A 25,259-nucleotide genomic window follows, 5' to 3' on the forward strand; every position below is an offset into this window, starting at 1 on the left:
GCGCATCTGGGGCGTCGCGCCTGCGCAGCACAGGGTTACGTAACCAAATAGAGTTTGCTCGACGAGGGAGCGGCGAGGCGATGACGAGTTTGACGAGAATGAGGCTGCGCAACTTTAAGAGTTGGCAGGACACCGGGGAAGTCCGGCTTGCGCCGATCACCGCCTTTTTTGGGTCCAACTCCTCTGGGAAAACGAGTCTGCTTCAAAGCCTCCTGTTGCTGCGGCAAACGACTGAGTCTCCTGATCGCAGCCGCGTACTCGACCTCGGCGGTCCATCCACACTTGTCGACCTCGGGACCGCCCAAGACATCCAGTACAGACACGACCAAGAGAACCGCGTTGGTATCGAAGTCGGGTGGATTGAAGACTCTGCGATCCAGGTCACAGACCCGGTGCTACGTGCCCGAAAACTCAGATCAACAATCATCGACAGCGACCGAATGGGCATCGGCACGTCGTTACACATTGACAGGAGTGGCATTCGCGTCGAGCGAACCGACTACTCGCTCGGCGACGCAACATTCACGATGGTACGCCGCGAAGGCGAAACGTCTTACGATCTGACATCCAATAAGTACACGTTCGTGCGCGCGCCCGGACGAGCATGGCCTCTTCCTCACCCCGCCCGGTTCTACGGGTTTCCGGATCAGGTTCGAGCCTACTTTCAGAACGCGAGCTTCCTCAGCGATCTCGAACTGAAGCTGGAACAGCGATTTGGGCGCATTAGGTATCTCGGGCCACTTCGAGATGACCCTAGACGCCAATACATCTTCGCTGGCGGTGTACCTGGTGACGTTGGTCGGCGAGGAGAACTATCGATCGATGCGTTGATCGCTTCACGGTTGGCTGGAACAAAGGTCTCGCGTGGCCGTACCTCGCGTAACTATCGATTGCCTGCGATAGCCACGGAGCAACTGGTTGCGGAGTGGTTGAAGGAACTGGGGCTGATTGATCGCTTCACTGTTGAGGCGCTCGATGACCGAGAGACAGTGTTCCGCGTGAGCGTCCAGCGACGATCAATGTCGACACCGGTCCTGCTGACCGATGTGGGATTCGGGGTGAGTCAGGTACTTCCGGTGTTGGTGCTCCTGGCGTATGCGCAGCCAGGCGACACTGTTGTGCTTGAGCAGCCGGAGATTCACTTGCATCCAGCGGTACAGGCGGGGTTGGCAGACATAATCATCGAGACTGCGCTCGCGCGTGGCGTACAGATCATCCTCGAGAGCCACAGTGAGCATCTGCTCGCACGATTGCAACGCCGGATTGCGGAGCGAACCCTAGATCGCGGACTCACTCTCGACGTTGCTGATGTAGCCCTCTACTTCTGCGAGGTGGCACAGGACTCCAGCCAGATTCGCGAGCTCGAACTGGACCTCTTCGGCAGTATCGCCAACTGGCCCAAGGACTTCTTCGGTGACCCGACGCAGGAGGCACTGGCCATGCTTGAAGCGCGGGCGGCGCGCCAAGAGTGAGAAACGTCGTAGATACCAACGTCTTGATCGCGGCCAACGGACGGCTTACGCATGCGGATGCACATCTGAGCGCGGCGGCAGCTCGCTACCTGGTGGAATTGATTGGCGGAACCGACGTCATTCTCGAGGACACGATCGGCAACGTGTTGAACGAGTACAAGAACTACATGCAGTTCAGCGGCCAACCTGGCGTCGGGGACTACTTCTTCCGCTGGTATTTGCAGAACAGATGGGACGGACGACGAGTGGGCCGAGTGGAACTCGACCCTGCTCAACCGCTCACGCAATATCTGCCCGCGTCACTCCACTCCTTCGATCCTTCGGACCACAAGTGGATAGCCGTGTATATCCAGGGGTCGGCGGATGTGATCGTCAACGCGACGGACAGCGACTGGGCTGAATCGCGTGAACTGCTGTTGGAACACTCAATCAAGGTGCGCGAACTTAGCGATGAGAACTAAGGGCTGTCATCTTCCGCGCGAACCGATCGGACGCGAGATGGACTGCGTCGAAGGCGGACCTGCATAACATGGTTACCGCGAGCTGGCCGGGCGGCACGCCGCCCCCCGGCCTGGTTGCACGCTTCATTCGTCGCTCGCTGAGAGCGCGAAAGCCGGTCCGTCAGAGCACGCTTCCGAGTCATCGTCCAAGCTACTCTCGCCCTGTGACCCGACTTGTCGCCACCTACCGATTGCCGGTGTCGTTGCTTCTTGACAGCGATTGCTTCGGACGCGAGTACTCCGTGCGAATCGCAGGAGTGGACCTTCGTCTCCACACGCCGGGGGTGGTCCCGGTTGGGGACCGATGGGACGTTCGGAAGCCCGATATCGCGGGAGTCCCGGAGCCGCCAGATGACGACTTCGCATGGGGCAACGTCACTGGATGGCGCACCGACCCGCCAACCGTTGAGGCGGCATGGGTAAGCGGAATCGCGCTCGACATGGATCTCCCAGATGACTCGCTCGAACGCGAGGTCATCAACCCCAACGGGGCTTGGCGGCCCGCTGGTGCGACGGTGGACAAGCTGTTCGCCGGCATCGGTGGATGGTCCGATGCGGTGTTCGCGTGGGTTGGCAGTCTGGTCAATCAGCACACATTTTCCGGGGATCGTCTGTTTGGTGCCGGGTGGGTAGGTGACGGGCTTACGGTCCGTGCAGTCGATGGTGACGGCGAATCACCACGCGACATGCGATCGAACAACATGGTGGTCACGATCCGGGTGTCGACATCCATCGAGCGACCAACTTTCGAGTGGGTGCTGAATGCGGTCGACCACAATCAGGAGCCTCCTCTGGCCCACATGTTCCTCCGGGAGGCCGCCGGTGAGTATCGGCGGGGTCAATTGCGCAGAGCGGTGATCGAGGCGGGCTCGGCCGCAGAACTAGCCTTGAGTAGATGGCATGCCGCCAATCCCAGCGGGTGGAAGAAGAAGTTGAACGGGGATGTGACGCTCGGCGCGGCGGTGAAGTTCACCAAGGCGCCGGTCCCTGCCGACGCTGCCACGGCGCTCGTGGGCGTTCGCAATGATGCGATTCATCGCGCACAGACTCCGAGCGGTGAGCAGGTGATTCGCGCGATCGAAATCGCAGCGGAGATCGTGGAGGCGTGCGAGCCATTGGGGGCGCCGCAATCGCCCATCGATGCGGCCCGCGACCTGAGACATCGAAGCCCGTGGGAGGCAAACAGACATACGTAGGCCGACACCGCCGATCCTGGTTGCTCATCACGACCACTGCCAGCGCACCCGATCGCGACGAAACCTATGGCGCCTCTTGGCGCTCGGCGCCGCGAGTGCTCGAAGTGAAGTCCGGTTGTTCCCACCCGCAACCCTGTCAGCCTGTCACCGACCCGACCTCCACGGGCGTTCATGCAGAAGTCGCTGCTCGCTTCAGGGTCCTCCAGCGCGCAGACCAGTCGAGGACTCGGGGCACGGACAGGAACTGCGCCGGGCAAGCTCGTATACCCGGCCCGGTGAAAATGCACGTGTGGCCGCGCTATTCGCGCGGCCACACGGGATGGTCGCAGCCGTAATCGTGTTGCGACGCGAGGGATGTCTCAGTGACCGTCGTGCGGACGATCCTCGCCATTCGCGGGCTCGCCAGAACCCTCGTCGTGGGAAACTGCTTCGTCTTCGGGCGCGCCGTTACCCTCGTCCGCCGCCGGCCCCGCCTCATCAGCCGCGCCCTCAGCGTGATCGGCCTCGGGCGACGCATCGCCGTCGTCCGCGGAATCGCCGGCGGGGGCCGGGAGATCCTCCGGCTGGTCAGCGGGCTCACCCGCATGCTCGGACTCACGGGGCGCGACTGCGTCCGCAAGGTCGCTCGCGACGTCGGTCTCGGATCCCCCTTCGACGTCGGACTCGCCAGCCTGGCCCGGCTCCGCGTCGGCGACCGGCTCTGAGTCCTCCGTGGTCTCCCCGTGCTCCCGGTCGTCGGTCGGGGCCGACATCGATTCGGGTTCCGCGGGCTCGGCCGCGGGCTCATTGTCGACTGCGGCATCCGCGTCAGTCTCCGGCACGCTGTCAACGGCGGCGTCCGCCTCAATCGATGCGACTTCGTCCGACACCTCGGCGTCCGACCCCGAACCAGCCTCGGCGTCCGACCCCGAACCAGCCTCGGGTTCGGACACCGCAGGCTCCGCACTCGTGAGCTCAGCGGCATCCGCCTCGGGCTCCCCCGCGTCCTCCGACACAGGTTCCGCCGCCTCGACTGAATCGTCCGCCGATTGCGTCAGGGCCTCAGCCTCGACGGGCGCCGGGGTCGAGTCCGACACCTCGACGTCGGGTCCTTCTTCGATCACAGGCACAGCGACCTCGGAGGTCTCGGCCGCTGCCGAACCTCCGGTCTCACGCTGCCGCCGCTGCCGGCGGGTCTCGAACGCCGCAGCGCCCGCAGCACCCGCGGCCCCGGCAGCACCCGAACCCGCAACGTCACCCGAAGCCACGGCACCAGCCGCTCCGGCCGCACCCGCACCAACGCCGGCGCCCACGAGCACGCCCGCGGCCGCAGCATCCGTCCCGCCATCCGGCCCATCGCCCTCAGGAGCCGGGCCACCGCCGTCACCCTCGTCGCGACGGCGTCGGCGCTCAGCGCGCCGCTCCTTCGCACCCTCGACGAGGTTGTACAGCGTCGGGAGCACGAGCAGCGTCAGCACGGTCGACGACACGAGGCCGCCGATCACGACGATCGCGAGGGGCTGCGAGATGAAGCCGCCCTGGCCGGTGATGCCGAGCGCCATGGGCGTGAGCGCGAAGATCGTCGCGAGCGCCGTCATGAGGATCGGGCGGAGGCGTCGCGAGCCACCTGCCACCGTCGCGTCGTGCGCGGTGAGACCCTTCTCGCGGTACTGGTTCACGAGGTCGACGAGCACGATCGCGTTCGTGACGACGATGCCGATGAGCATCAGCACACCGATGAGCGACGCGACGCCGAGCGGCACGCCCGTGATGATCTGCAACAGGATCGCACCGGTCGCCGCGAACGGAACCGATACGAGCAGCAGCAGCGGCTGGCGCAGCGACTTGAAGGTCGCGACCATCACGATGTAGACGATCAGGATCGCCGCGAGCAGGGCGAGGCCGAGCTGCGAGAACGCATCCTGCTGCTGGGTCACCACACCGCCGAGCGTGGCATCCGCCGACGACGGCAGGTCGGCGTCGGCGAGCGCCGTCGTCACCGAGGCCGTCGCGGTCTGCAGGTTGTCGGTCGACGGGGTCACCGTGACGGTCGACGTGCGCTGGCCGCCCTCGGTGGTGATCGAGGTCGGGCCTTCGCTCTCCTCGACGGTCGCCACCTCTTCGAGGGCGATCGGGCCGGTGGCGCTGGGCACCTGCAGCTGGCGCAGGTCGTCGAGCGACGCCGGCGTCTCGGACGCCGCGAGGTACACCGTGAGCGAGGTGTCGTCGATCTCGACCGTGCCGATCGACTGCGGCTGCATCGTGTTCGACACCAGCGCGCCGACCGCGACCTCCGAGAGGCCGAGCTCCGCGGCCTTGTCGCGGTCCACCGTCACGGCGATGTACGGCAGCGAGGCCGACAGGTTGCTCGAGACCTGGCCCACTCCGTCGGCGCCCTCGACGGCCGAGATGACAGCATCCGTCGCGTCCTGAAGGGTCGACGAGTCGGGAGCCGTGACGTCGATCGCGATGTCGGTCGAGCCGAAGCCGCCGCCACCCGCGGCGACCGTGATCTCGCCGGCGTCGTCGAGGTCGGCGACCGCGGCCTGCACCTCTTCGCGGAGCGCGACCTGGTCGACGCCCGGGTCGGTGGTGATCGAGTAGGTGATGCCGCTGCCGCCGCCCGAGAAGGCGTCGCGCAGGGCGGAGCCGCTCGAGCCGATCGACACCTGCACGGTCTCGATGCCGTCGATGTCGAGGAGCACCTCCTCGACCTGCTCCGCCGCGGCGCTCTCGGCCTCGAGCGAGGGGGCCGGGCCGATGTCCTGCGTCATCGTGAACGTGTTCTGGCCCGAGTCGCCGAGGAAGTTCGTCTTCATGAACGGCGCGGCGGCGATCGTGCCGACGAGCACCAGCACGGCGAGGGCGAGGGTGATCCACGAGTGCTTGAGCGTCCAGCGGAGGATCGGCAGATACGACTTCTGCAGGCGGCTCGGCGGCGCGGCCGGGTCTTCCGGGTCGACCGCGACACCCTGGGCGTCGAGGATCGGCTTGCCGGGCTTGAGGAACCAGTACGCGAGCACCGGCACGATCGTGAGCGCCACGAAGAGCGACGCGGTCATGGCGATCGTCACGGTCATCGCGAACGGACGGAACAGCTCGCCCGTGACATCGCCGACGAACGCGATCGGCAGGAACACCGCGACCGTCACGATCGTCGACGCCGTGATGGCCGAGGCGACTTCCCGCACGGCCCGGCGGATCGAATCGCCCTTGTCGGCATCGCCGACGTAATGCCTCTTGATGTTCTCGATGACGACGATGGAGTCGTCGACCACACGCCCGATCGCGATCGTGATCGCGCCGAGGGTCAGGATGTTGAGCGAATAGCCGAACGCCTGCAGGCCGATGAACGTGATGAGGATGCTCGTCGGGATCGAGATCGCCGCGACGAGCGTCGAGCGCACCGACAGCAGGAAGACGAAGATCACCAGCACCGCGAACAGGAGGCCGAGCAGGCCCTCCTTCGCGAGGGTGTCGATCGACTCCTGGATGTAGGGCGCCTGGTCGAACACGACAGTGAACTCGGCGCCATCGAGCGAGTCCTCGAGGTCGGGCAGCACCGCGAGCACGCCGCGCGACACATCGACCGTGTTGGCGGCGGGCAGCTTCGTCACGGCGATCGTGAGCGCCGGCTCGCCGTTGACGCGCGAGACGGTCGTGACGGGGTCGGCCTCTTCTGCCACGGTCGAGACGTCGCCGATGGTCTTCGGGCCCGCGACGAACTGATCGGCCGTCGACGGCACGAGCGGCAGCGCCGCGATCTCGTCGACCGACGAGATCTTCGAGCCGGTCTGCACCGTGAGCGTCTCGTCGCCCTCGGTGATCTCGCCGCCCGGGAACAGCACGCCGTTCTGGTCGAGCGCATCGCGGATCGCCTGCTGCGTGTAGCCCGCCGCCGAGAGCGCGGCCTGGTCTGGCGTTATCGTGACGCGCTGACCCACGCCGCCGACGATCTGCGCGGCGTTGACGCCCGCGACATCTTCGAGATCCGGGATGACGGATGCCTCGAGCTGAGCCTGGATCGTCGCCTCGTCGTCGTAGCCGGTCACGGCCAGCTGAATGACGGGGAAGTCGTCGATGCTCGCCGAGATGACGTTCGGCTCGACCCCGGTCGGCAGCTGCGACTTGATGCGGTTGATCGCCTGCGTCATCTTCTGCTCGGCGGTCGCGAGGTCGGTGCCGTAGGTGAACGACGCCTGCACGATCGAGGCGTTCGTGGTGCTCGTCGCACTCGTCGACTCGAGCCCCGGAACGCCCTGGATGGCGGTCTCGATGGGCACCGACACGTCGTTGCTCACGACCTCGGGCGACGCGCCCGGGTACGTCGAGACGACGATGAGCGCGGGGAACTCGATCGAGGGGATCAGTTCCTGCTTGAGGTTCGTGAGCGCGAGGCCGCCGAAGATGGCGGCGACGATCGTGATCAGCGCGATGAGCGCGCGGTTCTTGAGACTCAGAACGGCGAGGTTCGACACACGGAGGCCTTCGCTGGTGAGGTGATGCAGGGGGAGGGGCGGAGCCCGCACGATACGGAGATGTATCGCGTTTCAGTATTTCATGCGGCTCTCATGAAACCGCTCCCCCGAGGACGAGGCCGAGTCCTGCCGCGACCGCGGCGAGCGCGAGCGTGCCGAAGAGGTTGAGGGCCGCATGCCGCCAGCGCTTGCGCTGGGCGAGCAGCACGGTCTCTACCGAGACGGTGCTGAAAGTCGTGTAGCCGCCGAGCAGACCGAGACCGAGCACCAGCGACAGCTCGGGCGCGATGGCCGTGCCGAGCCCTGTGACCACGCCGAGCACGAAAGAACCCGAGACGTTCACAACGAGGATTCCGATCGGAAACCGCTCGCCGCCCGACGGCGTGAGCCACCGGTCGACGACGTACCGCAGCCCGGCGCCGACGCCGCCCGCGAGCGCGGCGACCAGCAGCCACGGGCTCACTCGGCGTCCTCCGGGTACTCGATCTCGCCCGGCCGGTCGGCGATCCGGCGTCCGGTGAACAGTCCGACGATCGCGCCGACGACACCTGCGATGACGGATGCTGCCGCCAGCCCCGCCGCCAGCCACGGCGTCGCGACCCACAGGGCCGTGGCCACCGCGAACGCGCTGTAGGTGGTGAAGCCGCCCATGATCCCCGTGCCGAGGAACGAGCGGAGCATCGGCCGCCGGTCGTCGAGCCAGCCGACGATGACCCCGAGCACGAGGGAGCCGACCACGTTGATCCCGAGCGTCACCCACGGCACCGCCGTCGGATCGGTCACCGGGTCGAGCACGAGCGCGCGGGCAAGGACGCCGATCGCCCCGCCGGCCACCGTCACCCCGAGGATCCGTGGATCGACGGGCTGCGGCATCCCTTCACGCTACTCCGCGAGCTCGGCGTCCTCCGTGATCTCGGGCTCGCCGCCGCGACGCGCGGGCTTCAGCAGAAGCGCGCGGATCGCGGACTCACCCGTCTTGGAGAGGTCGAGGAGGTGTCCGTCGCCGTAGCGGGCGAACACACGCGGATCGATGTACGAGCCGCGCGCGACCGACGGGGTGTTGCCGAGCGCTTCGGCCGTCGCGCGCACGGCCAGCACCTCGGCGCGCTTGCGGTCGGTCTTGGTGTCGACGGTGCCGATGCGTGCGAGCGCCTCGGCGGCGAGGATCGTGCCGCGGAGCGTCCGGAAGTCCTTGGCGGTGAACTTGCCGCCGGTCAGCGACCGCACGTACGCATTCACCTCGGCAGGAGTCAGCGGCACACGCCTGCTCCCGCGCTGCCATGCGAGCAGCGGCGAGCGCGGGCGCCCCGTCGCGAGCAGCTCGATCACCGCGGCGAGCTCGGCGTCATCGAGCTCCAGCAGCTGGTTCTTTCCACTCTTGCCGGGAAAGGCGAAGGTGATGACGGATGCCGCCACCGCGGCATCCCGTCGCTGCAGGGTCGTGAGGCCGCGGCTGCCGTGCGCGGCGAGGTAGCGCTCCGAGCCGATGCGCGGAGCGGCCTCGTCGAGGAGCCGGAACGCGACGGCGAGCACGCGTTCACGGTCGAGGGCATCGCGGCGCAGCGACGTCGTCACCCGCGCACGGGCGCGAGGCAGCGCCTCGGCGAGGGCCAGCGCCCGCGCGAACTTGCCGCGGTCCCGGCCGGCGGTCCAGTCGGGGTGGTACAGGTACTGCCTGCGGCCGGCCTCGTCGATGCCCACCGCCTGGATGTGCCCGTCCGGACGCGTGCTGATCCACACGTCCTGCCAGGCGGGCGGGATCACCAGCGCCTGGATGCGGGCGAGGTGGCGGGGACCGGGAGGTCGCCCCTTGGCGTCGACGTACCGGAACCCGGACCCGGCGCGCAGCCGACGGAAGCCGGGGTCCTCGTAGGGCCGGACGCGCGCGAGTTTCGGCATCCGTTCACGCTACCGAGGTCGTGGGGTCGGCCGACGGGCTCGGGTTACCCGCCGGCCGGGTCTCCCCCCGCGTCAGTGGTTGCGGATCATCGAGATGAGCTCGGACTTCTTCTTGCCCGCGTACCCCTTCAGGCCCAGCTCCTTCGCGCGCTTGCGCAACTCGGGCACCGTGCGGTCGTCGTAGTCCTCGGCGTTCCCGCCGCGCTTGCCGACCGTCTTGCGGCCCTGCGCCGCCGCGGCATTCGAGATGCGCGCGGCCTTCTCCTTCGAGGCGCCGTCCTTGCGGAGCTCCTCGTACATCTCGCGGTCTTTGAGACTCGATCCGCGCTGTCCTGGCATGGCTTCCTCCTTCGTCCACCGCCGCGGGGGCGGGTTTCACAGGCCCTTGCCTCCGGTCACGGGCAGGATCGCGCCCGACGTGAACGACGCGTCGTCGCTCGCGAGGTACACGTAGGCGCCGGCGAGCTCTGCGGGTTGACCCGCACGGCCGAGCGGCGTGTCCTGTCCGAACGTCGCGAGGCGCTCAGCATCCCATCCCGTCGCGGGAATGAGCGGGGTCCAGATGGGTCCCGGGGCGACGCCGTTCACGCGGATGCCCTTCGGGCCGAGCTCTTCGGCGAGCGCCTTGACGAACGCGACCTGGGCGGCCTTGGTCATGGCGTAGTCGATGAGCCCCGGCGACGGGTTGAACGCCTGGATCGAGGTCGTGACGATGATCGACGACCCGGGCTTCAGGTGCGGGATCGCGGCGCGCGCGGTGAACATCTGCGCGTACAGGTTGGTGCGGAAGACGCGGTCCAGCTCTTCGGTCTCGAGGTTCTCGAGGCCGTCGCGATCCTTCTGGTACGCGGCGTTGAGGACGAGCACGTCCAGGCCGCCGAACTCGGCGACGGCACGCTCGACGATCTCGGCGCAGAAGTCCTCGTCACGCAGGTCGCCCTCGAGCGGCAGCGCCCGCGCGCCGCTCTCGGTGATCCAGCGGGCGGCGTCTTCTGCGTCCTGCTGCTCTTCCGGCATGTGGGTCAGCGCGACATCCGCGCCTTCGCGCGCGAACGCGATGGCGACGGCCCGGCCGATGCCGGAGTCGCCGCCCGTGATGAGAGCCCGGCGCTCCGGGAGGCGCAGCGCGCCCTGATACGAGCGTTCGCCGTGATCGGGTTCGGGACGCGTGTCGTCGGTGAGGCCCGGCTGCTCCTGGTGCTGCGTCGGGAAGCCGTCCTCGTGGTGAGCGGTCGTCGGATCGGTCGCGGATGTGCTCATACCCGCGAAGCTACGGTCGGGCCACCGGGGTCGCACAGGGGTTGACTTCCCCGCGGTGCGGCCCTAGGCACAGGCGCCGTGGGCCCGGCGTATCACCGGAAAACCGGCGTCGTCAACCCCCTACGGACGGGGCCCCACCGGTGCCACTGTCGAGATGTGCCCACGAGGCACGCGATGCATCACATGCATCGACGACGAAGAAGGAGAAGCTCCTATGAACCTCGCCCTGATCATCATCATCGTCGTCGCGATCATCCTTGCGATCGTCGGCGGCCTCAACTCGGCGCTGAGCTGGCTGCTGTGGGTGGCCATCATCGTCGGCGTCATCGCCCTGATCGCCTTCCTGTTCCGGGTCATCAGCGGCGGACGAGGCACCTGACCCCTGCACCACAGGATCAGTTGACGGACGGATGCCGCGGCCACTGGTGGCCGCGGCATCCGTCTGTCTTCTCGGCTTCGAGTGCCGGACTACAGGTTCGCGGCCGCGTAGACGCGGAGCGCGTCGCGAACGAACTCGGCGCCGTGCGTGCCGCCCTGGCTCGTCGCGTAGTTCGCGCCGAACCGCGGGTCGGCGACGTACATCTCGCCGAGGCCGATCACGTAGGCCTTCGCGTCGCCGCCAGGCGCCGCCGCGGGCGTACCGGGAATGCCGGTCAGCCACTCGACGTGCCGCTTCGCGACCGCCTGAGCCTCGTCGCTGTCGGGAGCGATCCCGGATTCCGCGGCCGCGATCCAGTCACGGCCGAGGTCCGAGACCTGCTGCTGCCACGCGGACTTCTCGTCGGCGCTCATCGAGCGCCACCAGCGGTCGCTGTCGGCATACGCCTTCTTGCCCCAGCGCTGTTCGACCTCGTCCTTGTACTGCGTGTGGTCGAAGCCGTCGAACATGTTCTCTGCCATCAGTCGTTCACCTCCTCTCACTGCACTGATCGTGTTCTCGACCGACGCGATCTGCCGCGCCAGCCGGTCCTGCTCCTGCCGGAGCCATGCCAGGTGCGCCTCGAGGGCGGGCACCTCGCCGGTCTCTCGCTCCATCACCGCCGCGATCTGCGGCAGTCCGAGTCCGAGCTCGCGCAGGAGCAGGATGCGCTGCAGCCGCACGAGCGCGGCCTGGCCGTAGTACCGGTAGCCGTTGTGGCCGATGCTCGACGGCGCGAGCAGGCCGATGTCGTCGTAGTGACGCAGCGTCCGGCTGGTGGTGCCGGCGAGCTTCGCGATCTGCTGGATCGACCACTCCTGCTCTGTCATGTCTTCACGCTAAACGTTGACGCTGCGTCAAGGTCAAGCAAATTCGAGCAAGATTCTTGACAAAGACGCGATATATCGTGTTACGCTCGTCTCACGCGATATATCGCGATACGGATCACCCCCTAGAGATACCGCAGGAGAAGCAGTCATGACCCTGGAGAAGTGGATCATCCACCCGGGCGAGACGCGCGTCATCGACATCGAGGACGTGCGCACGCTCAAGATCGGCCTCGTCGGCGGGCAGGTCGACGTGATCGCCCACGACGAGCCCGGCATCCGCATCGAAGTGCACGAGGTCACCGTCAAGGACCTCCGCATCGAGGTCGCCGACGACCACGTCGAGATCGACCACCCGCAGCTGCGCTGGGACAACTTCCTCGAGGTGTTCCGCAACTTCGGCACCTCCGGCCCCAAGGCCGAGATCAGCGTCGCGGTCCCCCGCGAGATCGCCCTCACCCTCGGCGTCGTCAGCGCCAGCGCCCTCGTCTCGGGCCTGCAGAACAACGCCTCGCTCAACACCGTGTCGGGCGACATCATCGTCGACGGCCTCACCGGCGACCTGTCGGTCAACGCCGTATCGGGCGACGTGCAGGTGCGCGAGCTCGTCGGCTCGCTCAACGCCAACAGCGTCTCGGGCGACGTGGCCGCCACCGGAACCCTCCGCAAGGCCACCATCGACACGGTTTCGGGCTCGGTCCTCGTGGACTCGGCCGGCGACATCCTGTCGGTCGGCCTCAACACCGTCAGCGGCACCTCGACCGTGCGCCTCGACGAGGGCCACCCGGCCAACTACGTCATCCGCAGCGTCAGCGGCAAGGTCCAGGTCGACGGCGTCGTGCGCTCCGGCAACGGCACCGGCCCGACCACCAACTACGCCGGCTCCGTAGGCGAGCTCTCGGGCAGCTTCGCCGACGTGCGCGCCCACAGCGTCTCGGGCGACATCACCGTGCTGCGCCGCGCCGCTTCTCCGGTGACGGATGCCGCGCCCCACGCGTCCGTCGACGCACCCGCGTCGGCTCCGGCTTCGGCCGGCGGCGACCAGGCGCCCGGCGGTCAGCCGGCGGGTTCGCAGCCGGCTGCGGGCGTCGATGAAGAGGAGTGGTGAGACCATGGCCCCGGTCTTCTCGCACGGCGACCTGCGCCTGTATCTGCTGAACCTGCTCGATGAAGGGCCGCGCCACGGCTACGACATCATGCAGGCCCTGTCGGACCGCACCGGGGGCACCTACACCCCGAGCGCCGGCACCATCTATCCGCGTCTGGCGAAGCTCGAAGAGGAGGGCCTCGTGACCAAGACCGTCGACGGCCGCAAGACCGTCTACGCGATCACAGAGGCCGGCCACGCCGAGGTGCAGTCGCGCGCCGGCGAGCTCGAGGGCATCGAGGCCGGCCTCGCCGACTCGGTGCGGCTCATCGCCGACGAGGTGCGCGGGAGCGTCCGCGAGGCGATGAAGAGCCTCCGCGCCGACCTCGCCGCCGCGTCCCGCGACGAGCGCGAGTCCACGCCGCAGCCCTCCCGCGAGGACGACCCCCGCGTCCGCAGCCGCGAACAGGTGCAGCGCGTCGACGCCCTCGTGAACGAGTTCCGCGCCAACGTCCGCGGCGATGTCCGCGTCCACGTCGCCCGCGGCGGCGAGCTCGCCGCGTCGATCGTCGACCAGCTCGCGAGCGAGCTCGACCGCGTGGCCCGCGACGTGACACGCGCGCTGCGCGGCTGAGCCGCAGCATCCCTCAGTCGAACGCCCTGGGTTTCCTCGGAAGCCCAGGGCGTTTCGTCTTCGGGCGCTAGAGTCCCGGTCAGGCGGGCCAGATCTCCTCGTCGTCGGGGACGGGCTCGCCGAGCGGGACGATCAGGATCGGGCGGTGCTGGCGGTGCGCGAGGCGCGCGCCCACCGAGCCGGTGAAGAACTCGCGGACCGACTCGCCGAAGCCGCGCTTGCGGGTGCCGACGACGAGCAGGCGCGCGTCGATCTCGTCGGCGAAGTGCTTGATAGCCATCGCGGGGTCGCCGACGAGCTGGCGCACCGTCCATTCCGGCCCGGATTCGCCGAGAACGGATGCTGCGGCATCCTGCACCTTCGCGAGCTCACCCTCGCCGGCCGCGATGTTGATGTCGATGGGCGCTGAGTGGACGTACCCGTCGGGGTCCTCGTAGGTGACGAAGCGCGTGACGTCGACGTGCACGACCACGAGCGGCGCCTGGAAGAGCTTCGCGTAGCGCGCCGCCTCCTTCAGGACGCGCGGCGACTGGTCGGGGATCACACCCGCGATCACCGCCCCGTGCAGGCTCGCATCGGTCGTCGCAGCGCCTTCCGGCTCGGATGCCTCGTCGGTCATATGTCCGCACTCCTCGTCCACCGGTGGCGTCGGAACCGCCGGGGTACGGGGGCTCCGTGTTATCCTGAATGCTACTCTTACCGGTTCGAAGCCGGATTCGTGAATGCCCGGGTTTGCGAGGCCGAGAGCCTGCAAAATAGCCCGCGATCCTAAATGAGGGGGTCTCGCATGGGGCGTGGCCGTCAGAAGGCGAAGCACACCAAGATCGCCCGAGAGCTGAAGTACGACACGTACAGCGTGAACTACTCGGCGCTCGAGCGCGAGCTCGGTCACCACAGTGAAGACGAGTACGTCGACAAGTGGGCCGACCAGTACAACGACGAAGACGAGGACGAGACCTCGCCGCTCTCGTCGTCGCAGGCGTAACACCTCTCACGTCGGTCGCCTCCGCGGTGGCCTGACCGGTGATCGTCGACCCCGGAGACCGCCCGGCCCGCGCCGCCCTCGCGTCCCCGGGATGCCTCACCAGGCGCCGTGGCGCCTGGCCCAGTCGTCCTCGACGGTGTGGGGGCGGGCCGCGACGACCCCTGCGGGGATCGCTGCCGCGACGACGATCGCCAGCACGATGAGCGGACCCGTCCAGGAGTCCGTCGCCTCGTGGAGCAGGCCGATGCCGAAGGGGAACAGCGCCGCGATCGCGTAGCCGCCGCTCTGCGCGAACCCGCTCAGGGCGACCGAGCCCTCGTGCGTGCGCGTGCGCAGGCCGAGGAGCACGAGGATCATCGGGAACAGCAGGGGCGCGAGCCCAAGCAGCACCACCCAGAGCCACGGCGCGGCCGTCGGCACGAAGAGGAACCCGGCGATGCCGGCGAACCCGCACGCGACCGCGACCCCGAACAGCAGTCGGGTGGCGTTCCAGCGCGTGACCAGCAGCGGCACGACGAGGGATGCCGGCAGGCCCATGAATCCGAAGAGCGACAGCAGCGCACCGGCCGTCGCCGGAGTGACGCCCGAGATGTCGACCAGCAGCTGAGGCATCCACGCGAACGACGTGTAGGCGATGGTGCTCGAGACCGCGAACGAGACCAGTAGCGCCCACGCGAGCGGGATCCGCCACATGCGGCCGAACGCCTGCGGGCTCGGCTCCTCGAAGTCCTCGTCGTCCTTCTCGGCCTGCTCAGCGCGGTGGCGCACCGCGAGACCGATCCACGGGATCATCGCCACGAGGGCGAAGACGGCCCACAAACCCAGCGAAAGGTGCCAGTCCGCAGCATCCGCCATCGGAACGGCGATGAGGGGCGGCAGGAAGGTCGACACGGCCATCGTGGTCGAGAAGATCGTCGTCATCAGGCCGATGCGGTCGGGGAAGTATCGCTTCACGAGCGGCGGCAGCAGGATGTTACCCGTGCCGACCGCGGCGAACACCAGCGCGGTGCCGGCGAGCAGCAGGCCCCAGCTCGGCGCGAAGCTGCGGGCGACGAGCCCGAGCGTCACGACCGCCATCGCCGCGACCGCGAGGCGTTCGAGCCCGAACCGGCGCTCGAGCGCGGGCGTCAGCAACCCGAAGATCGCGAAGCACACCGGCGGCGCCGTGCCGATGAGCCCGATGACCGCCGGCGGGACGGCGAAGTCCGCGGCGATGTGATCGTAGAGGGGCGACAGCGAGGCGACCGCAGAGCGCAGCGAGAACGCGAACAGCACGATCCCGACGAGCGCGAGGGTCCTCCCCTGCCAGAGCGGGCGGGCAGGAGACGACTTCACTCCCCAAGCCTACGGGCGTGCACGGATGCCTCGGCCCGCACGCCTTCACACCCGTCAGGGTTCGTCGGGCATCACGTCAGTCGTGCGCTCCTGCGACCCAGGCCGGCGGGCGTGTATCGCGTCCGCCGTGCGCCGCACGAGGCGGGCGAGGCCGTGGTTGAACGCGGCGAGCCCCATGACGACGGCGAACCCGAGTCCGACCACCAGCCCGACGACCGCGCCGGCGATGACCGGCAGCATGAGGACCCACACGAGGAAGCCGACGGGGTCGTCACCCAACACGGCGCCAGCCTACGAGGCTCTTCGTCGCCGCGGCCAGCGCCTCGCGAAAGTCGGAGATGCCTCGAAACTCGGACGTTTCGGGGCGAAGCGTCCGATTCTCGGCGGATCTCCGAGTTACGCGCGCGGCGCTCGGAAGCGCGGAGGACGGATGCCTCGGCCCGGGGCGGGCGGGAGGTCAGGACTCCTGCGAGCCCTCGACCCAGGCGAGGTACTCGTCGGTGACGGTGCCCGTGATGTAGCGGCCGTCGAAGCAGCTCATGTCGAGATCCTCAACGTCGGAGCCCTCGAGGATCGCGGCCTTGAGGTCTTCGACCTCCTGGTAGACGACGAAGTCGGCGCCGAGCTCCTCCGCGATCTGCGGGATCGTCCGGCCGTGGGCCACCAGCTCGTGACGCGACGGCATGTTGATGCCGTAGACGTGCGGGTAACGCACGGGCGGCGCGGCCGAGGCGAACGTGACGCTCTTGGCCCCGGCATCCCGTGCCATCTGGATGATCTCCTTCGACGTCGTGCCGCGCACGATGGAGTCGTCGATGAGGAGCACGTTCTTGCCCTTGAACTCGCTCGACATGGCGTTGAGCTTCTGGCGCACGCTGCGCTTGCGCGCGGCCTGGCCCGGCATGATGAACGTGCGGCCGACGTAGCGGTTCTTGTAGAAGCCCTCGCGGTACTCGACGCCGAGCTTGCGGGCGACCTGCATGGCCGCCGGGCGCGACGAGTCGGGGATCGGCATGACGACGTCGATCGCTTCCTTCGGCGTGTACTTCGCGATGGTGTCGGCGAGCCGGTCGCCCATGCGAAGACGCGCCTCGTAGACCGAGATGCCGTTCATGACCGAGTCGGGGCGCGCGAGGTAGACGTACTCGAACGAGCACGGCACGAGCTGCGGGTCGGTCGCGCACTGCTGCGTGTGGAGGTTGCCCTCGAGGTCGATGAAGACGGCCTCGCCGGGGTCTACGTCGCGCACGACCTCGAACTCGCCGTTCTCGAGCACGAGCGACTCGCTCGTGACGACCCACTCGTAGTGGCCGTCCTCGTTCTTGCGCGTGCCGAGGATGAGCGGACGGATGCCGAACGGGTCGCGGAACGCCAGCAGACCGTAGCCCGCGATCAGCGCGATGGCCGCGTACGAGCCCTCGACGCGCTCGTGCACGCGGCTGACGGCGTGGAACACCTGCGCCGGGTCGAGCTCGAGGCCCGAGATAGAAGACTGCAGCTCGTTCGCAAGGACGTTGACCAGCAGCTCGGTGTCGGACGACGTGTTGAGGTGGCGGCGGTCCTTGTGGAACAGCTCCTCGGTGAGCTCACGCGTGTTCGTGAGGTTGCCGTTGTGCACCAGCACGATGCCGTACGGGGCGTTCACGTAGAAGGGCTGCGCCTCTTCCTCGTTCGACGCCGTGCCCTTGGTCGCGTAGCGGACGTGGCCGAGGCCGATCTCGCCGAGGAGCGCGCGCATGTCGCGCGTGCGGAACGACTCGCGCACCTGCCCCTTGACCTTGTGCATGTGCACGACACCGTTGCGCTCGGCGGTCGAGATGCCCGTGGAGTCCTGACCCCGGTGCTGGAGGAGGAGGAGGGAGTCGTAGATCTCCTGGTTGACGGACCCGCGGCCCACCATTCCGACGATTCCGCACATGGGTGTTGCTAGCTCCTGCTGTTCGTGCCCGGCTCAGCGAGCCGTGTGGTCTGCATATGCGCCGACGAGGCGCACTGCGCCGCCGTCGACGCCCTTGGCGCCCTGCTCCCAGTGGCCGTCGGCCGGGCGGTCGCCGGTGTGCACGACACCCACCTGCCACGTCGCGATGCCTTCGCGGGAGAGAACGGATGCTGCGGCCTCGGCCTGGTCGGCCGACACGACCGCGAGGAACCCGATGCCGAGATTCCAGGTGCCCTCGGTCGCCTCGAGCTCGAGGTTGCCGAGGTCGGCGAGGACGCGGAAGACCGGCGAGGGCGACCACGTCGAGCGGTCGACCTCGACCCACGTGCCCTGCGGGAGCACGCGCGCGAGGTTCGCGGCGATGCCGCCGCCGGTGACGTGACTGAGGGAGTGCACCGCGTTGCCGGTCGCCTCGATGAGGCGCAGCAGCGGCAGCGTGTAGAGGCGGGTCGGCTCGAGCAGGGCCTCACCCCACGTCGTGCCGAAGTCGGCGGCGTTGTCGCCGTACTGGATGCCGGAGCCCGCCACGATGTGGCGCACCAGCGAGTAGCCGTTGGAGTGCAGGCCGGAGCTCGCGAGCGCCAGGACCACGTCGCCCTCGCGCACCCGCTCGGCGCCCAGCACGCGGTCGGCCTCGACGACGCCGGTCGCGGCACCCGCGACGTCGTAGTCGTTGACGCCCAGAAGGCCGGGGTGCTCGGCGGTCTCGCCGCCGACCAGGGCCGTGCCGGTGGCCTCGCAGCCCTCGGCGATGCCGCGGACGATGTCGGCGATGCGCTGGGGGAAGACCTTGCCGCACGCGATGTAGTCGGTCATGAACAGCGGCTTCGCGCCGACCACGACGATGTCGTCGACGACCATGCCGACGAGGTCCTGCCCGATCGTGTCGTGCTTGTCGATGGCCTGCGCGATCGCGACCTTCGTGCCGACGCCGTCGGTGCTGGTGGCCAGCAGCGGCTTGTCATAGGCCTTGAAGGCGGCCGCGTCGAAGAGTCCGGCGAAGCCGCCGACGCCACCGAGCACCTCCGGGCCGTGGGTGCGCCGCACCGCCGACTTCATCAGCTCGACGGCGAGGTCGCCGGCGGCGGTGTCGACGCCGGCAGCCGCGTACGGGTTCACGGGCTCTTCGGGGCGGGAGGGGGCATCGCGTTCGGATGAGGCCACGGCTACCAGCCTACCGGCGACCCACCTGGACGGATGCCGGGGGCCGCCGCTGTTACGCCCGGGTCTCGCGGAGTCTCTCGCGCGGGCCGGGTCGCAGCATCCGTCTCCTCTTCTGTTCTTCGCCCCGCCTCGACGTCGACGCCCGGATCTACAATGGCGGCATGGGCGGCGCCGGTGCTCCGGAGTGGCTGATCCGCGAAGACGCCGGTCAGCCGGTTCTCCTCGCCCTCTACCTGCGCCAGGTACTCGGCATCCGGTCTCCGGAGGAGCTGCCGCACCTCCGCGGCATCCCTCCGCGTGCGAACGACCGGTCCGAAGAGGCCCAGGCGCTATTGGAACGGCAGTGGCGTGAGTTCTGGGCGATGACCGTCGAGCCGCAGGCGCATCCTTCGCCGGTCCCCCTCGATCTCGTCGACGGCTTCGACACCGCGCTCGCCCTTCCCACCGAGGGCTGCGACGAGCTGCGCGCGGCCTTCCAACCGCATGCGATCGAGGCGGTGGCGTTCGCGCAGTCGGCGAACGCGCGGTACCGGAAAGAGGCCTCGCACAGCACGGGCACGGCGTACCGCGCCTACGCGGGGGCGATCGCCGAGCACGAGCGCCAGGTCGGCCGGCGGGCGCACTCGTTCGAGCTCAACGTGCAGGTGCTGCCGCTGAATCAGCGCGGGGTGTGGTGGATCGGCTCGCTCACGATCGCCGTCACCGACGGACTGCGGGGCGATGTCGCGGCGTTCGATGCCGCCATCCACCCGATCATCGCCGAGCTGGCGTAGCGCTCGGGCTCAGCGGGCCGGGCCGTGGCCGTTGGTGCCCGGCTCCGGGTCGACGTGCACCTGCTCGTGGTCGACAGTGACCTGCTGCGTGTGACGCCGTGACCGGCGGTCGAGGATGAGCGCGAGGATGCCGCCCAGCGCGAGGCCGATCGGGGCGCAGATGAGCGCCAGGAAGCCGAACACCTGACCCTGCGAGTACACGACCCCCGTGTTCGGGCTCGCGTCGGCCGTGCCGTTGAACGCGAACGTGAGGATCGTTGCGACGAAGACCCCGACCAGTGCCCCCACGATCAGGAACACCGAGATCTTCGGTGCGCGTCGCACGCGCACGGTCTCGATGCGGTCCTGGCTGTGCTCGGGCATACCTCCATTGTCCCACCCGGCGGGCGGCTGCGCGCGCATGAGAAAGGCGGCGCCCCGCTCGGAAGCCGAGAGCGGGACGCCGCCGGGGTGACGGCTGGTTTCAGCCGGCCGTCTGGTCTCCGTTGCCGCCGGCCGTCGCACGGCGGCGGGAGACCACGATCCAGACCACGGCCCCGATCCCGAGGGCCAGGGCGATCCCCACGAGCGCCCACGGCCAAACCGGCGCCGTCGTCTGGTCGGCGGAGAGGACCTCGGCCTCGGCGGACTCGGCCACCGGCACCTCCTCGGCCTTCACCGGCGCTGCCGCGACCGCGCAGTCGCCCGCCACCGGGAGCACGGCCGACACCGGGTCGAGCTCGTCGCCCGCCGGGTACGTGCCGAAGGCGGCGGCCCCCGCGTCGGTCAGGGTCGCGGGAAGCGCGTCGAGCACGAGCCCGTCGTCGGTGACCTCGAGGTCGGGCAGGGCGAACTCGGCGAACCGGATGCCCGCGGCCGTCACCCGCTCACCCGCCTGCGTCGTGCCGCTGACGTCGAACACCAGGTAGCCGGTGTCGCCCGCCAGCTCCACGCGGGCGTTCGACAGCGTCGTGTCGAGCGCGCCCTGGTGACCGGTGAAACGGATGCTGCCGCCGTAGGTGACGAGACCGGTTCGGGTCGCAGCATCCACCGCTCCCGTGCCCGCCGTCCAGACGAACTCGGGGTACTCGTACGCGACGTCGGTCAGCTCCCAGCCGCCGGCGGCGATGCCCTCGATGTATGTGCGGAAAGTCTCCTTGAAGCCCCAGTTCAGGCTGGCGGCCTCGACGAAGCAGCCGGCGGCGATCGCGGCACGGGCGAGCGTGAAGCGGATGCCGCGGTCCACGGATCCCTGGAACGTCAGCGTGTGCTCGCCGTCCTCGAGCGTGGCGGGCAGCGCACCCGTCCACGTGGCGTTGCCCGAGGCATCCGCCGCCACCTCACCGAGGAGCGTCGGCGTCGAGTACACGACGACCTTGATGCCCTCCTCGTTCGGGGTGAAGCCCGACGCGGAGACCGTGACCGGCTCGCCCTTCTGCAGCGCGGCGAGGGTGTCGTCGTCGAGGTCGATGCCCGTCGAGGCGGGCGGAGCGGCGGGCAGCGACGTCGTGCGCGTGGTCGACGCGGGAGCCGCCGCGACGGTGCCCGTCGAACCCGCGGGCGCGGCCGCCGGGACGCCGATCGTGAACGCGAGCGGGTCGAGGGCGGTCGTGTAGCCCTGGAACACCTGGCTGCGCCCGGCCGCGGTCAGCGTGGCCGGCACGCGCGAGTACGAGACGGTGCCGTTGGCGGTGACGCGCACCGCGGCCGACAGATCGAGGTTCGCGAACGCGACCTGCGAGCCGCCGCTCGTGACGTAGAGCGTCGCCGCGTTCGCCGACGTGATGCGCACCTCGGGGTTCGCGATGGTGACATCGAGGACGCCGCCGTGGCCCGTGAAGCGGACCGAACCGTTGTACGAGACGGTGCCCGTGCCGGTCGCCGCGTCATACGTGCTGCCGGTCGCCTGGCCGAACTGGAACAGGCCGCCGGAGCGGGTGGCGCCGCCCGTCACGGCGATGCTCCCCTTCGCGGTGCTGCTCGTGATGTAGCTCGCGAAGCTCGACGAGATCGCCCACGAGAGCGAGCCGCCCTGCGCCGTCGCCGGTGGGGTCACCGGCGTGCCGGGATCGACCGGTGTCCCCGGATCGGTCGGCGGCGTCACCTCGGGGAAGAGCTTCGTCCAGTGATCGGCCGTGAACGGCACGTCGCCGCGGGCGTATATCGTGTCGGCACCCGGGTTGGAGTGCTGCTTCCACACGATGACCTCGTACTGCTTCGCGCGGTCGAGCTTCGCCGTCGGCGCGACGACGGTGAAGGTCGTCGACCCGGCAGTGACGGACGGGAACGGCAGCGCGAACGCCGCGTAGCCGCCGCCGGCGGTGACCTGCGATTCGGTCCCCTTCTCGATCACGGCCGCGTAGACCGCCGGGACGTCGGGAAGGTTCGATCCAGACACCTTGATGGTCGCACCGGTGGTGGCCGCAGCATCCTTCACCGTCACGTCGAGGGCAGGCGCGGGCTCGGGGTCGGCGAACGAGAGGGGAACGAAGCGCTCGTTCGCGGGCTGCACCCAATTGGAGTGCGAGCCGAGCGTGAACACGGCCAGCGTGCCACCCTCGAGCTTCTTCGCGTCGAGCTTCGCCTGGTCGATCGTCACCGTCCACGAGAACGAGCCCGAGCCGTCCTCGGCGACGGTGAACGCGGGTTGATTCGGGTATCCGGAGCCGACCAGCGCCGCGTATGCGTTCGTGCGGTTCGACGCGCGGGTCTCGGATGCCGAGATCGGCGTCCACGCTCCCTCGACGATCCATCCGATCTGCGCATAGATGCCGCCGGTGTTGACCTCGTAGCCCGTGCCGGTCACCGTGATGCTCTCGCCGGCGGGGTCGAGCCCCTCGGTCTTCGAGACCGACAGGGTTGCGACGGGCGTCGGGGCGGCGAAGCTCACCGAGACCTTGGCGTCCTGCGAGCGGTCGTTCATCGCGGTGTGGTTGGCGAGCGTGTACACCGCCGTCGAGCCGGCCTTCGGCGCGACCCGGAACTCGGTCGTGAACGACCCGTCCGCGTTGAACTTCACCTGCGTCGACGTCGTCGGGTTGCTCGTGACCTGCTTGGCGCCCACGGTGCAGCCCGCGGAGATGAAGGTGAACGACAGCTCCGACAGCGGGACATCCGTGCAGATCGCGACGTAGATCGGCTGGTTGGGGTTGTATCCCGAGCCCGTCACCGTGACGGTCTCACCGTCCCTGTCGAGGCCCGTGGTCTTCGAGAGCGTGAGCGTCGGCGTCCGGGGCTCCGGCTCGGCCGGGGGTGCGGTGATCTCGTACGAGACGACGGACGAGGTCGAGCCGGTGAACGCCGCAGCGTCAGCCGGCGTGAACACGGCCTTCAGCTGCGCGGTGCCCGCGGTGGCGATGCTCGCGGTGACCGTCGTGCCGACGGCGGCGGAGCCGAGCTGCGCCTCACCGTTGAAGTACGAGACGGTTCCGGATGCTGCGGGCTCGACGGTCGCGCCGAGGGTGAAGTCCGCGCCGGCCAGGCTCGAGGCGGCCGGGTCGACCGTCAGAGTCGTGCTCGTCGCGACGGCGGGGAGCGGCTCCCAGACGATGGCCGTCGTCGCGTTCTGGCTCGGATCGGTCATGCCGCCGCCGTGCGCCTTCGAGGTGTACACCGTGTATTGCGCGCCGTCGGTGTGGGCCGGAACGCTCACCTGGACGCTGAACGTGCCCTCCGGGGTCATCGGCGCGGTGCGGCCGCTGCCGATCGAGCCGTCGGCGTTGCCCGGCGACACCCAGACGACGTCGCCCATCGCGCCGCCGTAGAAGCCGCTGAGGCCGGCGGGCCCGACGCCGACGTAGACACCCGGCGCGACGCCAGAGAAGCCCGAGCCGGTGACGGTGATCGCCCCGCCGGCTCGAGGGGCCTGCGTGGCCGAGACGGATGGCCCGGCGGCGAAGGCCGGGACGGCGGTGAGGGCTCCTGCCACGACGAGCAGGAAGGCGAGGAGCGCGGCGATGCTCGCGCGGCTGCGATCCAGGAACGGCTGCGTATTCACGGGGTGTCTCCGGCGCCGCGCACGCCGAAGCGCACCGGCGCATCAGTGCGATTCGGGTGGTTGCTTAGGTTTGGCTAACCTAATATCGACTCGAACGTAGAGCACTCTCACAGCCGACGTCAAGCCTAAGGTAAGGCTCACCTAATGTTTCGCATTTCCTTCTCCCGTCGCTGTTCGGCACGCCTCGCCGGTGCGATCGCGCTGCTCGTGGCCGCGTTCGCCCTCGCCGGCTGTGCCACGCCGGCCGCCGATGCCGTCGACGCGGACTGCCCCGCAGCATCCGTTCCACTGGCATCCCTGGCTCTCGCTGAGAACCCGCGCACGGCGACCGGACCCTCCACGGCCTGCCTGGCGTCGCACGCGATCGAGCCCGTTGCGGCCGACGACGCTCCCGACCTGCCGGTGACGGTGACGGATGCCGAGGGCCGCGCGGTCGAGATCACCGATGTCAGCCGCATCCTGCCGGTCGACATCTCGGGCACGATCGCCGCGACCGTGTTCGGCCTGGGTCTCGGGGACGCGGTCGTCGGACGCGACTCGTCGACGTCGTTCGACGGCACCGAGGACCTTCCGGTCGTGACGAAGTCGGGGCACACGCTCAACGCCGAGGCCATCCTCGAGCTCGCGCCGACCGTGATGCTGACCGACACCTCGATCGGCCCGAAGGAGGTGCGCCAGCAGCTGCGCGACGCGGGCATCGCCGTCGTCGTGGTCTCGAGCGAGCGGCGCGCCGACACGGTCGCCGACCTCGTCTCGGAGATCGCCGGAGCCCTGGGCGTGCCCGGGCGAGGTGACGCGCTCGCAGAGCGGCTCGATGCCGACGTCGTGGCGGCGAGCGCCGAGGTGGCCGAGATCGCGCCGGCGGCGGCATCCGATCGTCCGCGCATGCTCTTCCTCTACGTGCGAGGCAGCGCGAACGTCTATTACATCTTCGGCCGCGACTCCGGGGCGGATTCGCTGATCGAGGCGGTCGGCGGCATCGACGTCGCGAGCGAGATCGGCTGGGAGGGCATGAAGCCCATGACCGCCGAGGCGCTCGTCGCGGCGCAGCCCGACGTCGTCGTGATGATGACCGACGGCCTCGCATCGGTCGGTGGGGTCGACGGGCTGCTCGAGCGCATCCCGGCACTGCGGCAGACACCCGCGGGCGAGCACCGCCGCGTGGTCGACATGGCCGATGCCGAGATCCTGAGCTTCGGACCGCGCACGGCGGAGGTCATCCGGGCGCTCGCGCGTGCGGTGTACGCGCCGGCGTCGAGTGCGACCCCGGCCGCTGCCGAGGAGCCGGCGTCGTGACGGGGACCATGACCGCTGCCGAGGTCGAGGCGGCGGAGGGC

Annotated in this window: 22 protein-coding genes and 1 pseudogene; 9 read left to right on the forward strand and 14 right to left on the reverse strand. The window is 69.0% G+C overall.

Annotation, left to right across the window (positions count from 1 at the left end):
* The first annotated feature begins 98 nt into the window (after nt 1-98).
* The 3 genes from ACLBXX_RS00550 (at nt 99) to ACLBXX_RS00560 (ending at nt 3,168) form a co-directional block, all read left to right on the forward strand.
* On the forward strand, nt 99-1,472 hold the full coding sequence (locus ACLBXX_RS00550) for an AAA family ATPase (RefSeq protein WP_447656374.1): 1,374 nt from the start codon (nt 99-101) through the stop codon (nt 1,470-1,472).
* A 23-nt stretch (nt 1,473-1,495) separates the two neighbouring features.
* Nucleotides 1,496-1,933 carry a hypothetical protein gene (locus ACLBXX_RS00555; protein WP_447656375.1) on the forward strand — a complete coding sequence of 146 codons (438 nt, stop codon included), beginning with the start codon at nt 1,496-1,498 and terminating at the stop codon, nt 1,931-1,933.
* 203 nt (nt 1,934-2,136) lie between these two features.
* On the forward strand, nt 2,137-3,168 hold the full coding sequence (locus ACLBXX_RS00560; protein ID WP_447656376.1) for a hypothetical protein: 1,032 nt from the start codon (nt 2,137-2,139) through the stop codon (nt 3,166-3,168).
* 1,298 nt (nt 3,169-4,466) lie between these two features.
* Here the strand turns inward: ACLBXX_RS00560 and ACLBXX_RS00565 are convergent.
* From ACLBXX_RS00565 to ACLBXX_RS00590, 6 genes and pseudogenes are all read right to left on the reverse strand, one after another.
* Nucleotides 4,467-7,625 (reverse strand): annotated as a pseudogene (locus ACLBXX_RS00565) (efflux RND transporter permease subunit); the annotation flags it as partial.
* A 91-nt stretch (nt 7,626-7,716) separates the two neighbouring features.
* On the reverse strand, nt 7,717-8,088 hold the full coding sequence (crcB, locus tag ACLBXX_RS00570; RefSeq protein WP_447656377.1) for a fluoride efflux transporter CrcB: 372 nt from the start codon (nt 8,086-8,088) through the stop codon (nt 7,717-7,719).
* Nucleotides 8,085-8,498, reverse strand: a complete 414-nt coding sequence (locus ACLBXX_RS00575) for a fluoride efflux transporter FluC (RefSeq protein WP_447656378.1) — start codon at nt 8,496-8,498, stop codon at nt 8,085-8,087. The genes crcB and ACLBXX_RS00575 overlap by 4 nt, the downstream gene beginning before the upstream one ends.
* Before the next feature lie 9 nt (nt 8,499-8,507).
* A complete protein-coding gene (locus ACLBXX_RS00580) occupies nt 8,508-9,524 on the reverse strand; it encodes a DNA topoisomerase IB (RefSeq protein ID WP_447656379.1) in 1,017 nt (338 codons plus the stop codon).
* Between the two features lie 72 nt (nt 9,525-9,596).
* A complete protein-coding gene (locus ACLBXX_RS00585; RefSeq protein ID WP_447656380.1) occupies nt 9,597-9,863 on the reverse strand; it encodes a DUF7218 family protein in 267 nt (88 codons plus the stop codon).
* Between the two features lie 36 nt (nt 9,864-9,899).
* The gene (locus ACLBXX_RS00590) at nt 9,900-10,784 is read right to left on the reverse strand and encodes an SDR family oxidoreductase (protein WP_447656381.1); all 885 of its coding nucleotides are present in this window, start codon (nt 10,782-10,784) and stop codon (nt 9,900-9,902) included.
* Nucleotides 10,785-10,998: 214 nt separating this feature from the next.
* On the opposite strand from ACLBXX_RS00590, the gene ACLBXX_RS00595 reads away from it, so the two are divergent.
* A complete protein-coding gene (locus tag ACLBXX_RS00595) occupies nt 10,999-11,163 on the forward strand; it encodes a hypothetical protein (RefSeq protein WP_181911764.1) in 165 nt (54 codons plus the stop codon).
* 89 nt (nt 11,164-11,252) lie between these two features.
* Here the strand turns inward: ACLBXX_RS00595 and ACLBXX_RS00600 are convergent, their stop codons facing one another.
* Nucleotides 11,253-12,032, reverse strand: coding sequence for a MerR family transcriptional regulator (locus tag ACLBXX_RS00600; protein ID WP_447656382.1), 780 nt, complete (start codon nt 12,030-12,032; stop codon nt 11,253-11,255).
* A gap of 148 nt (nt 12,033-12,180) precedes the next feature.
* Between ACLBXX_RS00600 and ACLBXX_RS00605 the strand changes: the two genes are divergently transcribed.
* Nucleotides 12,181-13,137, forward strand: coding sequence for a DUF4097 family beta strand repeat-containing protein (locus ACLBXX_RS00605; RefSeq protein WP_447656383.1), 957 nt, complete (start codon nt 12,181-12,183; stop codon nt 13,135-13,137).
* A 4-nt stretch (nt 13,138-13,141) separates the two neighbouring features.
* Nucleotides 13,142-13,750, forward strand: coding sequence for a PadR family transcriptional regulator (locus ACLBXX_RS00610; RefSeq protein ID WP_447656384.1), 609 nt, complete (start codon nt 13,142-13,144; stop codon nt 13,748-13,750).
* A 79-nt stretch (nt 13,751-13,829) separates the two neighbouring features.
* Here the strand turns inward: ACLBXX_RS00610 and ACLBXX_RS00615 are convergent, their stop codons facing one another.
* Entirely contained in the window at nt 13,830-14,369 is a 540-nt protein-coding gene (locus ACLBXX_RS00615) for a universal stress protein (RefSeq protein WP_447656385.1), read from the reverse strand.
* Nucleotides 14,370-14,537: 168 nt separating this feature from the next.
* Between ACLBXX_RS00615 and ACLBXX_RS00620 the strand changes: the two genes are divergently transcribed.
* On the forward strand, nt 14,538-14,735 hold the full coding sequence (locus ACLBXX_RS00620; protein WP_141895483.1) for a DUF3073 domain-containing protein: 198 nt from the start codon (nt 14,538-14,540) through the stop codon (nt 14,733-14,735).
* A 96-nt stretch (nt 14,736-14,831) separates the two neighbouring features.
* Here the strand turns inward: ACLBXX_RS00620 and ACLBXX_RS00625 are convergent, their stop codons facing one another.
* The 4 genes from ACLBXX_RS00625 to purM all read right to left on the reverse strand — a co-directional run bounded on the left by ACLBXX_RS00625 (nt 14,832) and on the right by purM (nt 19,173).
* On the reverse strand, nt 14,832-16,070 hold the full coding sequence (locus ACLBXX_RS00625; protein WP_447656386.1) for an MFS transporter: 1,239 nt from the start codon (nt 16,068-16,070) through the stop codon (nt 14,832-14,834).
* Nucleotides 16,071-16,124: 54 nt separating this feature from the next.
* The gene (locus ACLBXX_RS00630; protein WP_447656387.1) at nt 16,125-16,352 is read right to left on the reverse strand and encodes a hypothetical protein; all 228 of its coding nucleotides are present in this window, start codon (nt 16,350-16,352) and stop codon (nt 16,125-16,127) included.
* Nucleotides 16,353-16,527: 175 nt separating this feature from the next.
* Nucleotides 16,528-17,988, reverse strand: coding sequence for an amidophosphoribosyltransferase (gene purF, locus ACLBXX_RS00635; RefSeq protein WP_447656388.1), 1,461 nt, complete (start codon nt 17,986-17,988; stop codon nt 16,528-16,530).
* 33 nt (nt 17,989-18,021) lie between these two features.
* On the reverse strand, nt 18,022-19,173 hold the full coding sequence (purM, locus tag ACLBXX_RS00640; RefSeq protein ID WP_447656389.1) for a phosphoribosylformylglycinamidine cyclo-ligase: 1,152 nt from the start codon (nt 19,171-19,173) through the stop codon (nt 18,022-18,024).
* A gap of 161 nt (nt 19,174-19,334) precedes the next feature.
* On the opposite strand from purM, the gene ACLBXX_RS00645 reads away from it, so the two are divergent.
* A complete protein-coding gene (locus ACLBXX_RS00645) occupies nt 19,335-19,946 on the forward strand; it encodes a zinc-binding alcohol dehydrogenase (RefSeq protein WP_447656390.1) in 612 nt (203 codons plus the stop codon).
* Between the two features lie 9 nt (nt 19,947-19,955).
* Here the strand turns inward: ACLBXX_RS00645 and ACLBXX_RS00650 are convergent, their stop codons facing one another.
* Both ACLBXX_RS00650 and ACLBXX_RS00655 read right to left on the reverse strand, forming a co-directional pair.
* Complete coding sequence (locus tag ACLBXX_RS00650) at nt 19,956-20,309, reverse strand: potassium transporter Trk (RefSeq protein WP_447656391.1); 354 nt, start codon at nt 20,307-20,309, stop codon at nt 19,956-19,958.
* Between the two features lie 100 nt (nt 20,310-20,409).
* Nucleotides 20,410-23,922: an HtaA domain-containing protein gene (locus ACLBXX_RS00655; RefSeq protein WP_447656392.1), complete on the reverse strand. Its 3,513-nt coding sequence runs from the start codon at nt 23,920-23,922 to the stop codon at nt 20,410-20,412.
* A 144-nt stretch (nt 23,923-24,066) separates the two neighbouring features.
* On the opposite strand from ACLBXX_RS00655, the gene ACLBXX_RS00660 reads away from it, so the two are divergent.
* Nucleotides 24,067-25,218 (forward strand): heme/hemin ABC transporter substrate-binding protein, encoded by a 1,152-nt coding sequence (locus ACLBXX_RS00660; RefSeq protein ID WP_447656393.1) that lies wholly within the window; start codon nt 24,067-24,069, stop codon nt 25,216-25,218.
* Nucleotides 25,219-25,259: the final 41 nt, after the last annotated feature.

It is taken from the genome of Microbacterium sp. C23T (genome assembly GCF_053345975.1).

Bases quoted from the DNA above. Each gene is read 5' to 3' on its own strand.
- ACLBXX_RS00595 (WP_181911764.1), top strand. From the start codon at position 10,999: ATGAACCTCGCCCTGATCATCATCATCGTCGTCGCGATCATCCTTGCG.
- purF (WP_447656388.1), bottom strand. From the start codon at position 17,988: ATGTGCGGAATCGTCGGAATGGTGGGCCGCGGGTCCGTCAACCAGGAG.
- ACLBXX_RS00645 (WP_447656390.1), top strand. From the start codon at position 19,335: ATGGGCGGCGCCGGTGCTCCGGAGTGGCTGATCCGCGAAGACGCCGGT.
- ACLBXX_RS00575 (WP_447656378.1), bottom strand. From the start codon at position 8,498: ATGCCGCAGCCCGTCGATCCACGGATCCTCGGGGTGACGGTGGCCGGC.
- ACLBXX_RS00650 (WP_447656391.1), bottom strand. From the start codon at position 20,309: ATGCCCGAGCACAGCCAGGACCGCATCGAGACCGTGCGCGTGCGACGC.
- ACLBXX_RS00590 (WP_447656381.1), bottom strand. From the start codon at position 10,784: ATGAGCACATCCGCGACCGATCCGACGACCGCTCACCACGAGGACGGC.
- ACLBXX_RS00605 (WP_447656383.1), top strand. From the start codon at position 12,181: ATGACCCTGGAGAAGTGGATCATCCACCCGGGCGAGACGCGCGTCATC.
- ACLBXX_RS00615 (WP_447656385.1), bottom strand. From the start codon at position 14,369: ATGACCGACGAGGCATCCGAGCCGGAAGGCGCTGCGACGACCGATGCG.
- ACLBXX_RS00600 (WP_447656382.1), bottom strand. From the start codon at position 12,032: ATGACAGAGCAGGAGTGGTCGATCCAGCAGATCGCGAAGCTCGCCGGC.
- ACLBXX_RS00660 (WP_447656393.1), top strand. From the start codon at position 24,067: ATGTTTCGCATTTCCTTCTCCCGTCGCTGTTCGGCACGCCTCGCCGGT.
- ACLBXX_RS00585 (WP_447656380.1), bottom strand. From the start codon at position 9,863: ATGCCAGGACAGCGCGGATCGAGTCTCAAAGACCGCGAGATGTACGAG.
- ACLBXX_RS00550 (WP_447656374.1), top strand. From the start codon at position 99: ATGAGGCTGCGCAACTTTAAGAGTTGGCAGGACACCGGGGAAGTCCGG.
- ACLBXX_RS00610 (WP_447656384.1), top strand. From the start codon at position 13,142: ATGGCCCCGGTCTTCTCGCACGGCGACCTGCGCCTGTATCTGCTGAAC.
- ACLBXX_RS00620 (WP_141895483.1), top strand. From the start codon at position 14,538: ATGGGGCGTGGCCGTCAGAAGGCGAAGCACACCAAGATCGCCCGAGAG.
- ACLBXX_RS00580 (WP_447656379.1), bottom strand. From the start codon at position 9,524: ATGCCGAAACTCGCGCGCGTCCGGCCCTACGAGGACCCCGGCTTCCGT.